Below are 16,265 nucleotides of genomic sequence, written 5' to 3'. Positions count from 1 at the left end.
ATATATGTATTAAATAGGAGGATATATATGGATTTTTTTAAGGAAAAGCTAAAAAAGCAATCAAAAACGTCTATTGCTTTAACAATATTATTAATTATTGCAATTATATTTATAGGACAAATCTATTATAATGAGAAGGAATTTATAAAAAACTTTAACGATTTTAAGAAATATTTTACAGAAAGAAATGAAGAAAGTGCACATGGGATTTATATTGATATAAAAAAACAATCTCATAAGGAGAAGGTTGATGTATACATATTAGATCAATTAGATGCATTTAAATATAATTTAGAAAATGATTCTATTGAAAATAGTCATATTGATGATGCCACTAAAGAGTTAAGCTATTTTGAATTTTATTCTGAAAAGTCAGAAAAAGTCAAAGAAGAGTATACTAAAATGCAATTTTATGTTGAGGACTATAATCATTATAAAAATGGATTGGAAGCTTATGATAAAAAAGACTTTGTAAAAGCAAAAGAGGAGTTTGAAAAAGTAACTTCAAATTATAAACAGTATAATGAAGCTCAAACTATGGCTGAAAAAATGAGTGCCAAATCTAAAGAATGGTCATTAAAGAAATGTAATGAATTATTATCTTTAGGTGATATAGAAAATGCTATAGTTGAACTAGAAAAAGGTTTTTTACTAAATAAAGAGGATTCTGATTTATTAAAGGAAAAAGAAAATATTGAAAAAAATAAAAGTGAGTATTTAAAAAATAGAAAAGAAATCAGTGAATCTTTAGAAAAAATAAAAAAATTAAATTGGATTAAAGACGAGAAAAATATAATTATAGAAGAAGTGAAATATAAAGAAAAAGATTTTTACAAAATTATAGAAAAAGATGAAAAAAATGAAAATATATGGGAATATGAATTGTATATAGAAAAAGTTCAAATTAATAATGAGAACACAGAAGAAGAAAAAGATGAAGTTATAAAAGAAGTTATCGCTTTACTTATAAAAGATAAAGAAGAAAAAAAATTAGATGATTTTATAAAAGAAAGTGAAACAAAATAATGATTTTTTGAAAAGGGCGAAAGCCCTTTTATTTTTTGACATTTAAAATTAAAAAAATTTAAAATATTAGCGTTAAAATGAAAAGTTTGATAATATATAAATAAGTTATAATGTACAAAAGTATAATATTTATTAATATGATGAGTTTTTCATATGTAAAAGAGAAAGTATATTCTTTTATGATGTAGGTTATGTAAATATAATTTGAAAAAGTATATATAAAGTATTTAGATATACATACTTTAAAAAAATAATTAAGGGGGACATTCTTATGGATAAATTTGTAAAAAGAGGCAATTTAGTTTATATAAGAAAGCCTGACTTTGAAGAAATTGATTATATAAAAAAGCTTTGGAGCGATGAAGATACAATGAGAGATGTGGGAGGCGCAATTCATTATAGTGAATATAAATGGGAGAATTGGTACAAAAGAATGGTTGACCCTGGAAACGGAAAGAATTTTTATTGTTTAATATATAATATGGAAAACACACCTATTGGGGAAGTGAGTTTTCATGGATATGATAGAAATACTAAAACTGCTGATTTAAATGTTAAAGTTGAAAATAAATATAGAGGGAATAATTATGGCAATGAGGCAGTTATGCTATTATTAGAATATTATTTTAATAGTTATGGTGGGGAAGTTATTTTTGACACCGTTGCTAATGAAAATGGAATAGAAGCTCTTAAAACGTGGAAATTTGAAGTGCTTGAAGAAAAGGGAAAAGAAGTATTATTTAGAATGACAAAAGAAAATTTTAATAAAATGGTGGAGCAATAAAGTAGTAGCTATTATAATAAAGAGGTAATAAACTAAAGAAAGTGAGGTGTTTTGTTTAGTAAATGTAGTTTTATAGTTATAACTAGGGTGCTAAACAAAATGTTTATGAAGTTATTTTTTATATCTGATATTCATGGATCTCTTAAATATTGTAAATTAGCAATTGATGCTTTTATAAAAGAAAATGCTGATTATATAATAATATTAGGAGATGTTTTATACCACGGACCAAGAAATCCATTGCCAGAGGAATACAATCCTAAAGAAGTTGCAAAGCTACTTAATAATTATAGCAATAGAATAATAAGTGTAAGAGGAAATTGTGATGCAGATGTGGATCAAATGTTGCTTGAATATCCCTGTATGATGGATTATAGCACCATTTTATGTGATAATAAAAGATTTTTCTTAACCCATGGACATATTTATGATGAAGAAAAACATCCTAATATATGTAATGGTGATGTGTTAGTATATGGACATACCCATGTACCAGTAGCAAAGAAAGAAAATGGTATATATATATTGAATCCAGGTTCAGTAGCATATCCGAAAAAAGATAGTCCTAATAGTTATGGGATTTTAGATAAGGGTATTTTTTATATAAAAAAATTAAATGGAGATATAATAAAAGAACTAAAAATTATATAAATAATTATAATGATAAAGTTGTTTTTAAATGGATTACTTTCTTTTTAAAAACAACTTTTTAAATTGAATTATTTAATTAAATTATAACTTATTTGTAAACTGTATAAAGATTTACTCTATAATATATTTTCAAATTAAAGTTGAGTTTTAATATTATACAACTTTTTTATATTAGAATTTTAAATGCATAAATTAAGAAGTTAATTTTATAGATTATATTTAAAATTGCTAATAATTTCATTGTTGATATATTGAATCTTGATATATTTCTAAAATTAATGAAATATACCAAAGTTCATTAATTTTTGATAAAACTTGACATAGAGTTTGTTTAATTTTATAATCATAATTGAAATAAGTCGAAAATAACTGATAAAAAATTTACAAGTAATTTAATTTAAAAAGAATATAGAACAAGTTAGGTGCTTAGAATAAGTGAAAAGGGAATGTGGTTAAATTCCACAGCAGCCCCCGCTACTGTAATTGATGACAACTCTTTAAAATTGCCACTTTTTTAAAAATAAGAGGGGAAGGCAAAGAGAAGGATGATTCATGAGCCAGGAGACCTGCCTAATTTTAAAAAGCTTTCGGAGGGAAAGGACTATTTATTTTGTTTAAATTTCAAATAGTTTATTTACAACAAATAGATGCACCCTTTCAGGTGCATCTATTTTTATTTTGTGATTTTTAAGAAAATTCAATATGAAATTTAAATTATAAATTATAGTTTTTTCAATTAATTGAAACTATATATTATATTTTGATTTTAGAAATAATTGTAGTTGGAAAGGGTGTTTTTAAGATGGCAAAAATAATGGTACAAGGAACAGCGTCTTCTGTTGGAAAAAGTATTTTAGTTACGGCACTTTGTAGGATATTTACTCAAGATGGGTATAAGGTGTGTCCTTACAAGGCACAGAATATGTCTTTAAACTCGTACATAACATTAGATGGAAAGGAAATGGGGAGAGCGCAAGTACTTCAAGCGTATGCATCAGGATTAGAACCAGAAGCATATATGAATCCTATTTTGTTAAAACCAACTAGTGATCAAAAGTGTCAAATAATTGTTAATGGTGAAGTTTATGGAAATAGCTCTGCTATGGAATATCATAATCTTAAATTAAAATTTAGAGATATGTTAAAAAATCAATTTGATGAATTAGAAAAAAAGTTTGACATAATTGTTATGGAAGGTGCAGGAAGTCCAGCAGAGATTAACTTAAGAGACAGAGATATAGTTAATATGGGAATGGCAGAACTTGTAGATGCTCCTGTAATCTTAGTTGGAGATATTGATAAAGGTGGAGTATTTGCATCTTTAGTGGGAACATTAATGCTTTTAGAAGATAATGAGAAAGAAAGAGTTAAAGGAACTGTAATTAATAAATTTAGAGGTGACGTAGATATATTAAAACCAGGAATAGATATGCTTGAAGATATATCTAAAAAACAATGCTTGGGGGTTGTTCCACATTTTACATTAGCTTTAGAAGATGAAGATGGTGCAGTAGAATTAAATAAAAATATTACAGATAAAATAGATATAGCAGTTATAAAACTTCCAAGAGTATCTAATTTTACTGATTTAGATGCACTTAAAATTGAAGAAGATGTTTCCGTTAGATATATAACATCTTTAGAAGAATTTAAAAATCCTGATTTGTTAATTATACCAGGTACAAAAAATACCATAGAGGACTTAAATGTTCTAAAAACAAGTGGATTATTTGACAAAATAAAAGAATATAGTAAAAAAGGAAATGTTATAGGTATATGTGGTGGATACCAAATGCTAGGCAAAAAAATAAAAGATCCATATAAAGTTGAAAGTAATAATTTAGAAACAGAAGGGTTAGGTCTTTTAGATATTGAAACAGTTTTTGAAAATAAAAAAGTAACTACTAGGGTAGAAGGAACTGTAATCAATAAAGATTTATTTAATACAACAAAAGAAGATATAAATGTTTATGGATATGAAATTCATATGGGAGTATCAGAATTAGGCGAAAATGCAGATCCATTATTTAGAATAACAAAAGAAAATGGTGAAAAATGTGATCATATTGATGGCGTTATTAATAAAGAAAGAACTGTAATAGGAACTTATCTTCATGGAGTATTTGATAATATAGATTTTAGAGAAGTTATAATTAATGAATTAAGAAGTAAAAAAGGCGTAGAATGCAAAAAAGCACAACCATATGAAAATCTTAGAGAAAAAGAGCTTGATAGACTAGCTGATTTAGTAAGAAGTTCTTTAGATATGGATAAAGTATACGAAATAGTTGGTTTAAAAAAATAGGAACTGATTACTCATTTTAAACTGTTCTTAAAGAATATGACATTTAAACGTATTCTTAAATTAAAATAATCAGTGCTTAGGAATTAAGAATTAAGAAATTATTACTTGTATGTTATGAATTTTAAATATATAAATAGATATTACACAAAACATTTAGAATCATCAAAAAATGAGTTGTAAGGGTTAATCTTAATTCTTAATTAACCTAAGAAAATTATATAGAATTATTTTTCTAGGGAGGTGAAAATATGTTTAATTTTGATTTGAAACAAAATATTATATATATATTTATAGCTATAATTATAGATTTTATATTAGGAGATCCAAATTGGATTCCACACCCAATAATTTATATAGGAAAACTTATAAATATTATTGAAAAAAAACTTAGAAGTAAATTTGAAAATAATTATAAATTAAAAAGAGCAGGAGCATTAATGGTAGTTATAGTTTGTATGTTGACTTACTGTATACCATATATATTATTAAGATTTGCACTTATAAATAAAGTTATTTTTCACATATTAAATGTAATAATAATTTGGACGACTATTGCAGCTAAAAGTTTAGATAATGCAGCAATGGAAGTATATAATTCATTAAAAAAAGAGGACATAGAAGATGCAAGGGTAAAACTTTCTTACATAGTTGGTAGAGATACAAAGGAACTAGCAGCCCATGAGATAATAAGAGCAGATGTAGAAACTGTTGCTGAAAATGCATCTGATGGAATAATAGCACCTATATTTTATGCGCTTATTGGAGGGGCACCGCTTGCAATGATGTATAAAGGTGTAAACACAATGGACTCTATGGTAGGATATTTAAATGAAAAATATAAAAATATAGGATTTTTTCCTGCTAATGTAGATGATATATTTAATTATATTCCGGCTAGAATAACAGGGGTTCTTATGTGTTTATCTGCTTTTGTAGTAAATGGAAGTATAACAGAAAGTTTCAAAATAATGATAAGAGATAGAAAAAATCATAAAAGTCCCAACTGTGCATATCCAGAAGCTGCTACAGCAGGAGCTTTAAAAGTTCAATTAGGTGGAACAAATGTGTATTTCGGACAAGTCACTTATAAACCAACCATCGGTGATGATATAACAAAGTTAGATTATAAACATATAAAAAAGTCAGTTAAACTTATGTATGCAAGTGAGATTTTATTTGTTTTAATAATGATTTTAGCTTTAATAATATATAGAAGTTTAATTTAATAAACTAATGATAAATTGACAAAGGTGAGGTGTTACTTTTGAAACATGGAGGAGACATATATAGTGATGGAATATTAAAGGGAAAAAAATTAATAGATTTTAGTTCTAATATAAATCCTTTAGGGGTTCCAAATTCAATTATAAACAATATTAGTGAAGCAGTAGATATGCTTAATGTATATCCAGATATAAAATATAGAATTTTAAAAGATAACATAATAGATTATGTAAGTGAATCATATGAGTATTTTGGAATGGAAAAAAGAGAAATTAAAGTGACACATGATAATGTATTATTAGGAAATGGAGCATCAGAAATTTTAGATTTAGCTATAGGAGCTTTAAAGTCTATAACAATAATAGTTCCATCATTTGTTGAATATGAAGATAATGCAATAAAACATGGTGTGGATATAAAATATTCATATCTAAAAGAAGACTTTACATATGATTATGAGGATATATTAGATAAGGTTAAAGGTAGTGAAGGATTAATAATAGGTAATCCAAATAATCCTAATGGATGTGTAATTGATAAAGAAAAATTCGAAACTATTTTAAATTACTGTGAATTAAATAATAAAATAATTTTAATAGATGAGGCATTTATTGAATTCACATTAAATTTAAATTTAAGTTTTGTAGATTTAATTAATAAGTATAAATGTTTAGTAATCATACGAGCTATAACAAAATTTTATGGGTTACCAGGAGTGAGGTTTGGTTTTGCATTGACTACAAATGAAAAAATCATAAATTATTTTAACCTTATGCAAAATCCATGGAATATAAACTGTTTTGCAGAAGTAGCAGTTAAATATGGCTTAAAAGATAAAAAATACATATTAGAGTCTATAGATTGGATAAAAATAGAAAGAAAATTAATGTTAGAAGAATTAGAGAAAACAAAATTTGTAAATACGGTGTATAATACTTATGGAAACTACATATTACTTAAATTAAAAGATATAAATTGTCATAAATTTTATGAAAAATTAAAAGAAAAAGGAATAATAATTAGGAAATGTGATAATTATAAAGGCTTAAATGAAGAATTTGTGAGAGTTGCAATAAAAGATAGAAAATTAAATTTAAAGCTATTAGAAGCTATAAATAGTTTGTAAATTACAAAAAATAAGGTGATGTTGTTGAAAGGTAATGTAGCATATTTGTCACTTAGAACAAACAGCTTAAAGGTATTAATAATAGGTGGAGGTAAGGCCGGTTTTATAAAACTGAAATCTTTTACAGAGAAGGGCGCTAGTGTAAAAGTAGTATCTAAAGAGTTTTGTAAAGATATTATAAATTACAATAGCGAAAAAAACTTTGAACTAAGCAATGAAGAGTATAATGATGAGTTAATAAATAAGGCCCATATAGTAGTTATAGCTACTGGCAATAAAGAATTAAATGACAAAATAAGGCATGATTGTGAGGAGAACTTTAAGTTTTATATAGATACTACAGAAGTTAGTAAAAGTCTTTGTACGATGCCAGTTATAGGTGAGACAGAAAATATGACTTTTGCCCTTCAAACTAAAGGAAAAAGTCCTAAAACAACTTTATTTATGAAGTATATATTAAGGGGAAAATTAATGGAGTATGACAATTATATAGAATTTACTGTAAAAGTAAGAAATTCTATAAAAGATATAAACAAGAAAAAGGAAGTTATGAATTTTATAGCTTCAAAGGACTTTTTATATTTTTTCAACAAAGGATATGGAGAAGAAATTTTAAATTTATTTTATGGAGGTAATAACCTTGAAATTAGCAACAAGAAAAAGTAAATTGGCACAGGTACAAACAGAATATGTAATGGAGCTCTTAGAAAAAAAACATGGGATAAAAAGTGAAAAAGTGCTAACGGATACTTTAGGTGACAGAAGATTAGATGTAACTTTAGATAAAATAGGGGGAAAGGGTTTATTTATAAAAGAACTAGAAGTTTTGATGATTGAAAGACTTGCAGATGCAGCAGTACATAGTATGAAGGACATGCCTTATGAATTACCAGAAGGATTTGAAATAGCAGCTACACCGTGTCGTGAAGATGTTAGAGATGCTTTTGTGTCCTTAAAAGGTGTTAAATTTAAAGATTTAAAAATAGGAGCTAGAGTTGGAACTAGTAGCAAAAGAAGGGCAACTCAATTAAAAATATTAAGACCAGATATTGATATAGTTCCTATAAGGGGAAATGTTCAAACAAGAATAGAAAAAATAGAAAAAGAAAATTTGGACGGTATTATATTAGCAGCTGCAGGGCTTAAAAGATTAGGAATGGAAAATATAATAACAGATTATTTTGATCCAAATGATATGGTTCCAGCTGTAGCACAAGGAGCTTTAGCCATAGAGATAGCTAAGAATTTAGATAATAAAGAAGTATTTACTTCTTTAAATGATGAAAACGTAAGAATTTGTGTTGATGCAGAAAGAAGCTTTATGAAAGCACTAAAAGGGGATTGTCATTCAACAATAGGTGCGTATGCAAAAATTTGTGATAGCAAATTGAAAGTCATAGGTGTATATGAGGTTAATGAAAAATTAGTAAAAAGAAAAGTAGAAGGTAATATAGAAGATAATATAAAACTTGGTGAAGAATTAGCAAAATTAATTTTAGAAGACAGATAGAAAGTCCTATCTTAATAATAGGAGGAGAAGCAATGAGTAAAGTATATTTAATTGGTGCAGGGCCTGGACATGAAGAACTTATAACATTAAGAGCTGTAAATGTTTTAAAAAATTGTAGTGCAATAATGTATGATAGACTTTGTGGGGAAAGCTTTTTGAAATATGTAAATAGTGACGCAAAGATTTATTATTGTGGAAAAGAGCCGGGATGTCACTATAAAACACAAGAAGAAATAAATGATATGATAGTGTCACTTGCTAAAAAAGGTCATACAGTAGGAAGAGTAAAAGGGGGAGATCCATATATATTTGGCCGTGGTGGAGAAGAAGCACTTAGACTTTTAGAAGAAGATATAGAATTTGAAGTAGTTCCTGGTGTGACATCACCAATATCTGTTTTAAATTATGGTGGAATTCCTGTTACTCATAGAGGCATTGCAAGAGGATTTCATATATTTACTGCTAAAAGCAAAGATAATATGGATTTAGATTTTCCTGTTATATCTAAGTTAAAAGGTACATTGATATTTATGATGGGTTTTGAAAAATTAGGTTTGATTACTAATAACCTAATTGAAAATGGAATGGATAAAAATACTCCATGTGCTGTAGTGATGAGGGGTACAACATCAAAACAAAAAAAGGCAGTAGGAACATTAGAAAACATAAAAGAGAAAGCTCTAGAAAATGGACTTGCAAATCCAAGTATAATTGTTGTTGGTGATGTTGTTAAATTCCATGATAAGCTTAATTGGTTTGAGAGAAAACCACTATTTGGAAAAAATATTTGTATAACAAGAACTAAGAATCAAAGTAGAGAAATACGAGAAAAACTTGTAGATTTAGGTGGAGAAGTAACAGAAATAAATTCAATAAAAATTAAGCCAACTAGTGAAAAATTAACTCCATACATAGAAAAATTAAGTCACTATGACTACGTCGTAATAACAAGTGCAAATGCAGCTAGTATTTTCTTTAACTATCTAATAGAAAAAGAAATAGATATAAGAAATATAAAAGCGAAATTCATAACTATTGGACCAGCTAGCGATAAAGCTATAAGAAAATTTGGAGTAGTTCCAATTTTATGTGCTAAAGAATATGTTGCAGAAAATCTTTTTGAACATATGAAGGAGTTTATAAAAGAAAATGACAAAATACTTCTTCCAAGATCTAAAAAAGCAAGAACATTTTTAGTAGAGGCATTAGAAAGTAAAGGATGTATAGTAGATGAGTGTCATATATATGAACCAGAACTTGGGGATGCTGTTGGTTTAAATAGATTTAAAGAATGTGATGTAGTAGTATTTACAAGTCCAAGCACCGTAATTAATATGATAGAACTTGTAAGTATTGAGGAAATAAGAAATAAGACTGTATTATCTATAGGACCTATAACTTCAGTAGAACTTAATAAAAACAATATAGAACATATTGTATGTGATAAAAGTAGTAATGATGGAATGATAGATAAACTTATAGAAATATATAACAAATAAGATCCAAGAATAAAAAAAGGAGTGTTTTAAATGTTAACAGGGTTAAGAAGATTAAGAGAAAATGATGCAATAAGATCAATGGTTAGAGAAACTATCTTAAATACAAATGATTTCATATTCCCTATATTTGCAGTTGAAGGTGAAAATATAAAAGAAGAAATTTCATCATTAAAAGGAAATTATCATTGGTCTTTAGATAGATTACCGGAAATAATTAAGGAAGTTAAAAAAGCAAAAGTAAGAGGTGTTATAGTTTTTGGAATTCCAGATCATAAAGATGAAGTTGGAACTTCTGCTTTTGAGGAAAATGGAATTGTTCAAAGAGCAGTTAGAAAAATAAAAGAATTAGATAAAAATTTATTTGTAATTACCGATGTATGCATGTGCCAATATACAAGCCATGGACATTGTGGAATTATAGAAGGTGAAAGAGTAGTTAATGATAAATCAGTAGAAATTATTTCTAAAATAGCTTTATCTCATGCAAAAGCAGGAGCTGATATGGTAGCACCTTCTGATATGATGGATGGAAGAATTGGTGCTATAAGAGATATTTTAGATGCTAATGGATTTGATTATGTTTCAATAATGGCATATAGTGCTAAATATTGTTCAGCAATGTATGGCCCATTTAGAGCAGCAGCTAATTCATCACCACAATTTGGTGATAGAAAAACTTATCAAATGGATCCAGCAAATGGTCGTGAAGCATTAAGAGAAATAGAAGCAGATATAATAGAAGGTGCTGATATTATAATGGTTAAACCAGCGATGATTTATTTAGATGTAGTAAAGGCAGCATACGATACTTTTAACATTCCAATAGCTGCATACAATGTAAGTGGTGAATATGCAATGATAAAATGTGCAAGTGAAAATGGATTATTAGATGAAAGAGCATCAGCCCTTGAAATGTTAACTTCTATAAAAAGAGCAGGTGCAAAACTGATAATAACATATTATGCAATTCAAGCTTCTCAATGGCTAAATGAAAATTAGTGAGTGTGATTTTTATGAAAGGTATAGTATTAGCTTCTAATTGTAGTGGTGGTGGAAAAACCACTACTACACTTGGAATAATGAAAGCACTAATGAAAAAAGGTTATGATGTTCAAGGGTACAAAGTGGGACCAGATTATATTGATTCAGCTTTTCACAAGCACATAACGAAAAAACCAAGTAGAAATTTAGATTTATTTTTAATGGGTGAAGAAGGTGTAAAAGCTTCTTTTTCTAGAGGTATTGGAGATGTTGCTATAGTTGAAGGAGTTATGGGTCTTTATGATGGTAAAGGAATAAACAGTGAGTTTTCAACGGCGCATGTAGCTAAAGTTTTAGACTTACCGATAATTTTAATTTTAAGTCCAAAAGCTCAAAGTGCTACTTTAGCAGCAGAAATACAAGGTATTTTAAATTATAAAGATGAGTTTATCAAAAATACTAACATAAAAGGTGTAATTTTAAATAATATAGCACCAGGATATTATAATCTTTTAAAAACCATAATAGAAACCCATTGTAAAATAAAAGTTTATGGATATATTCCGAAGGATAAAGAGTTAACATTAGAATCTAGACATTTAGGTTTAGTTCAATGTAGCGAAACTGATGATATAGATTATAAAATTGATAAGTGTAGTAACCATATATTAGAAAATATAAATATAAATAGTCTCATGGCTGATTTAAAGCAGTGTGATACATATGATGATAAATATCATGTAAAAAATAGGAACTTTAACATAGCAGTAGCGAAGGATGAAGCCTTTAGTTTTTATTATAGAGAGAATCTAGAGTTACTAAAGGAGTGTGGAAACATAATATATTTTAGTCCATTGAAGGATAAGAGATTACCACAAAATATAGACTTTTTATATATAGGTGGAGGGTATCCTGAAGTTTTTGGAAAAGAACTTTGTGACAATATTACTATGAGAAATTCTATAAAAGATGCATTAGAAAAGGGTTTGAAATGTTATGCAGAATGTGGAGGACTTATGTATCTTACTGAAGGAATAGAAGATTTAAATGGGAATTACTATGAAATGGTTGGTTTCTTTAAAGGAAAAACTGAAATGACAACAAGACTTCAAAATTTTGGATATTGTACTAATGAAATAGATGGCTTGAAAAAATCTATAAACGGACATGAGTTTCATAAATCAAAAGTTAGTTTAAATGAAAAAACAGTTTATAATGTTACCAAAAGTGGATTTGATGGAAAAATAAAAAAATGGACTTGTGGATATTTAAAAAAGAATACTTTAGCAGGTTACTGTCATACACATTTCTTTTCTAATATGGATTTTTTGAATTTTTTAATGGAAAATGATAATTAACAAATAAATTATATTAAGAACATAAAGTTTATTAAAAAATTAGGTGAAGTGAGGAATATAGATTATGAGAGATTACGTGAAAAGTCCTATGGGAATAGAAGAAAAAAGTTTTGAGATAATTGGAGAAGAAATGGCTCCACATAATTTTACAGAAGAACAATTAAAAGTAGTAAAAAGAGTTATACATACAACAGCAGATTTTGATTATCAAAATATAATACATTTTAGTGAGGATGCTATAAACAAAGCTAAATCAATATTAAAAGAAGGAAAGATGATTTATACAGATACTAATATGGCATTATCAGGAATAAGTAAGCCTGCATTAAAAAAATTGAATTGTAACGTAGAATGTTTTGTAGCTAGAGAAGATGTTAAATTAGAGGCAAAAGAAAAAGGAATAACACGTTCAATGGCAGGTGTAGAGAAAGCTGTAGAAGAAGGGGTAGAATTCTTTGTCTTTGGAAATGCACCAACAGCTATATTTAAACTTTTAGAACTTGTTGATGCAGGAAAAGTAAAACCAAAGTTTGTTGTAGGTGCACCAGTTGGATTTGTAGGAGCTAAAGAAAGTAAAGAACTTTTAGAAAAATATGATATACCTTATATAACTATTAGAGGAAGAAAAGGTGGAAGTGCAGTAGCCGCTTCAATTATGAATGCAATAATGTATATGATGGTTGAAAGATAGAAGGAATATTATGTTAGATTTATACGTAGAAGCAAATGGTAAAAAGTTAAGGTGTGGATATACTACCGGATCTTGTGCTACAGCGGCAGCTAAAGCAGCAACTAAGATGCTTTATGATATAGAAAGACAAATTATTGAGAATATAGAAATAATAACTCCAAAGGGAATTAAGCTTTCATTAGACATCCATGATGTAAAATTTGGAAATGATTTTGTTGAGTGTTCTGTCATCAAAGACGGTGGAGATGATATAGATGTTACCAATGGAATTAAAATTTTTGCAAGAGCAACTAAAAAAGAACATGGATATAAACTAAAAGGCGGAAAAGGTGTAGGAAAGGTAATGGGAGAAGGGCTTTATATAAAAAAAGGAGAACCTGCAATAAACCCTGTACCAAGAACTATGATAGAAAAAGAAGTAAAAGCGGTACTTCCAGAAAATGTTGGAGTTGAGATAACTATATTTATACCTAAAGGAGAAGAAATAGCAAAGAAAACTTTTAATCCAAGATTGAATATAGTTGGAGGGATATCTGTTCTAGGAACTACAGGAATAGTAATGCCTATGTCGGAAGATGCCCTTATTGAATCAGTAAAGTTAGAGATAAATCAAAAGGTTGAAAGTGGAAGCAGTGAACTTATATTATTGTTTGGTAATATGGGGGAAGATTTTGCTAAAAAGTTTAATTTAAGCACTAAGGATATGGTTATTATGTCTAACTATGTTGGGAAGGCTTTAGAAACTGTTGTAGCTAAAAAAATTAAGAAAGTAACAATAGTAGGGCATATAGGTAAGTTATGCAAAATCGCTAGTGGTGCATTTAATACACATAGTAGGGTATGTGATGTAAGGTTAGAGACTTTAGCTTTAGAACTTGCTCTTATGGGCTATGATAAAGAATTAGTAACTAATGTATATAATGAAAAAACCACAGAAGGTGCTGTTGAACTTTTAGGTGATGGTTTTGAAAATCTATATGAAAGTATAGGAAATAAAGTTATAAAAAGAATGGAAATGTATACATATGGTGAGGTTAAAGTAGATGCAATAATGTATTCTATGAAAAGAGGAGTATTATTTAGTTCCTTAAAAGAAAGTAGGGAGTAGAGTATGGTTTATATAGTTGGTCTTGGACCAGGAAATAAAGATTATATATTACCAGTAGCAACCCAAACTATGGAAAAATGTGATGTTATATTAGGGTTTAGTAGAGCTATTGAAAGTATTGATCATATAAAAAAAGAAAAAATGCCATTAAATAGTTTAAATTCCATACTAGAATATATTGATAAAAATAAAGAAAAAGAAATATCAATAATTGCATCAGGAGATCCTTGCTTTTATGGAATAACAAACTATATAAAGAAAAATTTTAATGGAGAAATAAGAGTCATACCAGGAATAAGTTCGTTTCAGTACTTTATGTCCAAACTTTGCAAATGTTGGAATGGGGTTCATTTAGGAAGTCTACATGGTAGAGAAGAAGAATTTCTAACAACTATAGAAGAAAAAGGATCAGGAATATTTCTTACAGATAAAAATAATTCACCTAAAAAGTTATGTAAATTACTATATGAAAATAATTTTGAAAGTAAGGTATATATAGGTGAAAATTTATCATATGAAGATGAGCAGATCTTTCAAGGTGAACCAAAAGAATTCATAAATGTAGAATTTAATGGAATTTCCATTATATATATAGAGAAAATTTAAAATTATTATAGGGATATATGGTGGTGAATAATAATGAAATTTATAAAAGATGAAGAGTTTATTCGTGGCAATTGTCCGATGACAAAAGAGGAAGTAAGAGTTTTAAGTGTTAGTAAATTGGAACTTGAAGAAAATTATAGAATTTTAGATATAGGAGCAGGTACTGGTTCAGTTTCTGTACAAATGAGCAAAATTTGCAATAAGGGACAAGTTATTTCCGTGGAAATGAATAAAGATGCTATAGAAACAACTAAAGAGAATATTAAGAAATTTAATGTTGAAAATATGATATTAATAGAGAAAGAAGCATTAGAGGCTTTAGATTATATAGATGGAACTTTCGATGGTATTTTTATAGGTGGAAGTGGTGGAAATATAGATAAAATTATAGAACTTTATGGCAATATGCTTAAACCAAATAAAAAAATAGTATTAAATTTTATAACAGTAGCTAATTTATATAAGGCTGTAGAGACTTTGAAAAATTTAAATTATAAAGTTGATATATCTCAAATAACTGTAGCCAAAGCTAAGGGGAAATCTATGATGCTTATGGCAAATAACCCAATATTTATAGTTGTAGGGGAAAAGCAGTAAAAAAACAAATGAAGCATATGAAATAAATAAGTGATTTGAGATAGTACTTGTTGGATAAAATTAAATCATTAAAAAATGTAATTAAAGGAGAATGGGAAATGAGTAAATTAGGAACTTTATATGGAATAGGTGTTGGACCAGGCGGAGAGGAACTTTTAACATTAAAAGCAATAAGAACTATAGAAAAATGTGATGTGATAATAGCTCCAAGTGCTATGAATGGTGGGGTAAGCATAGCATATGAGACTTGTAAAAATTTTATAAAAGAAAATCAAGAAGTTGTTATAAGTCATTTCCCAATGGGAAAACCAGATAAGGAAAAAAAGGTTTTTGATGCATTTAAAACTATAGAAAAATATTTAAAAGATGGAAAAGATGTTGCGTTTTTGACTATAGGAGATGCTTTCGTTTATAGTACTTACATATATTTATTAAAATACATAAAAGAGCAAGATTATAAAACAGAAACAATACCTGGAATAACATCATTTTGTGCTAGTGCAACAGTTGCAGATAAAATACTTGTAATAGGTGATGAGCCATTATTAATAGTTCCAGGATGCAGAATAGATTGCATAAAAGATGAAAAATATGTTGTTATAATGAAATTCTATAATCAAGAAGAAAATGTATTGAATTATTTAGATGAAAAAGGATTTGATTATGTTTGTGTTCAAAGAGCATATAGAGAAGGGGAAAAGATTTTAAATACAAGAGAAGAAATCTTAAATAATAAAGATTATATGTCACTTATAATAGCACATAGAGATAGTGAATTTTAGAAATAGGAAAAAGGATT

General features: G+C 27.5%; 16 protein-coding genes and 1 riboswitch. All 16 genes read left to right on the top strand.

The annotated features are described in order from the left end of the window. Positions 1-27: 27 nt before the first annotated feature. The 16 genes from AZI32_RS18275 (at position 28) to AZI32_RS03575 (ending at position 16,248) form a co-directional block, all read left to right on the top strand. The gene (locus AZI32_RS18275; RefSeq protein WP_061994545.1) at positions 28-1,026 is read left to right on the top strand and encodes a hypothetical protein; all 999 of its coding nucleotides are present in this window, start codon (positions 28-30) and stop codon (positions 1,024-1,026) included. Between the two features lie 271 nt (positions 1,027-1,297). After that, positions 1,298-1,810 carry a GNAT family N-acetyltransferase gene (locus AZI32_RS03645; RefSeq protein ID WP_061994544.1) on the top strand — a complete coding sequence of 171 codons (513 nt, stop codon included), beginning with the start codon at positions 1,298-1,300 and terminating at the stop codon, positions 1,808-1,810. A 105-nt stretch (positions 1,811-1,915) separates the two neighbouring features. Further along, on the top strand, positions 1,916-2,461 hold the full coding sequence (gene yfcE, locus AZI32_RS03640) for a phosphodiesterase (protein WP_061994563.1): 546 nt from the start codon (positions 1,916-1,918) through the stop codon (positions 2,459-2,461). 403 nt (positions 2,462-2,864) lie between these two features. Further along, positions 2,865-3,050, top strand: a riboswitch (cobalamin riboswitch). Between the two features lie 213 nt (positions 3,051-3,263). Continuing rightward, complete coding sequence (locus AZI32_RS03635) at positions 3,264-4,766, top strand: cobyric acid synthase (protein ID WP_061994543.1); 1,503 nt, start codon at positions 3,264-3,266, stop codon at positions 4,764-4,766. A gap of 248 nt (positions 4,767-5,014) precedes the next feature. Next, complete coding sequence (gene cbiB / locus AZI32_RS03630) at positions 5,015-5,992, top strand: adenosylcobinamide-phosphate synthase CbiB (protein ID WP_061994542.1); 978 nt, start codon at positions 5,015-5,017, stop codon at positions 5,990-5,992. 38 nt (positions 5,993-6,030) lie between these two features. Then, positions 6,031-7,116, top strand: coding sequence for a histidinol-phosphate transaminase (locus AZI32_RS03625; protein ID WP_061994541.1), 1,086 nt, complete (start codon positions 6,031-6,033; stop codon positions 7,114-7,116). 24 nt (positions 7,117-7,140) lie between these two features. Then, entirely contained in the window at positions 7,141-7,782 is a 642-nt protein-coding gene (locus AZI32_RS03620; protein ID WP_061994540.1) for an NAD(P)-dependent oxidoreductase, read from the top strand. Continuing rightward, positions 7,742-8,626: a hydroxymethylbilane synthase gene (gene hemC / locus AZI32_RS03615; RefSeq protein ID WP_061994539.1), complete on the top strand. Its 885-nt coding sequence runs from the start codon at positions 7,742-7,744 to the stop codon at positions 8,624-8,626. Before AZI32_RS03620 ends, hemC begins: the two co-directional genes overlap by 41 nt. A 32-nt stretch (positions 8,627-8,658) precedes the next feature. Continuing rightward, the gene (gene cobA, locus AZI32_RS03610; RefSeq protein WP_061994538.1) at positions 8,659-10,125 is read left to right on the top strand and encodes a uroporphyrinogen-III C-methyltransferase; all 1,467 of its coding nucleotides are present in this window, start codon (positions 8,659-8,661) and stop codon (positions 10,123-10,125) included. Positions 10,126-10,155: 30 nt separating this feature from the next. Next, a complete protein-coding gene (gene hemB / locus AZI32_RS03605) occupies positions 10,156-11,124 on the top strand; it encodes a porphobilinogen synthase (protein ID WP_061994537.1) in 969 nt (322 codons plus the stop codon). Between the two features lie 14 nt (positions 11,125-11,138). Continuing rightward, positions 11,139-12,464 carry a cobyrinate a,c-diamide synthase gene (locus AZI32_RS03600; protein ID WP_061994536.1) on the top strand — a complete coding sequence of 442 codons (1,326 nt, stop codon included), beginning with the start codon at positions 11,139-11,141 and terminating at the stop codon, positions 12,462-12,464. Between the two features lie 64 nt (positions 12,465-12,528). Then, complete coding sequence (locus tag AZI32_RS03595; RefSeq protein ID WP_010296461.1) at positions 12,529-13,155, top strand: precorrin-8X methylmutase; 627 nt, start codon at positions 12,529-12,531, stop codon at positions 13,153-13,155. A gap of 10 nt (positions 13,156-13,165) precedes the next feature. Further along, positions 13,166-14,263 carry a cobalt-precorrin-5B (C(1))-methyltransferase CbiD gene (gene cbiD, locus AZI32_RS03590; RefSeq protein ID WP_061994535.1) on the top strand — a complete coding sequence of 366 codons (1,098 nt, stop codon included), beginning with the start codon at positions 13,166-13,168 and terminating at the stop codon, positions 14,261-14,263. A 3-nt stretch (positions 14,264-14,266) separates the two neighbouring features. After that, on the top strand, positions 14,267-14,869 hold the full coding sequence (gene cbiE / locus AZI32_RS03585) for a precorrin-6y C5,15-methyltransferase (decarboxylating) subunit CbiE (protein ID WP_061994534.1): 603 nt from the start codon (positions 14,267-14,269) through the stop codon (positions 14,867-14,869). Positions 14,870-14,902: 33 nt separating this feature from the next. Further along, positions 14,903-15,466: a precorrin-6Y C5,15-methyltransferase (decarboxylating) subunit CbiT gene (gene cbiT, locus AZI32_RS03580; RefSeq protein WP_010296454.1), complete on the top strand. Its 564-nt coding sequence runs from the start codon at positions 14,903-14,905 to the stop codon at positions 15,464-15,466. A gap of 98 nt (positions 15,467-15,564) precedes the next feature. Further along, entirely contained in the window at positions 15,565-16,248 is a 684-nt protein-coding gene (locus tag AZI32_RS03575; RefSeq protein WP_157450836.1) for a cobalt-factor II C(20)-methyltransferase, read from the top strand. The last annotated feature ends 17 nt before the right edge of the window (positions 16,249-16,265 follow it).

Source organism: Clostridium sp. ATCC 25772 (genome assembly GCF_001573875.1).
GTDB lineage: Bacteria > Bacillota > Clostridia > Clostridiales > Clostridiaceae > Clostridium_J > Clostridium_J senegalense.
The sequence above is the reverse complement of the archived record's forward strand: the minus strand, read 5'-3'. Positions and strand labels throughout refer to the sequence as shown.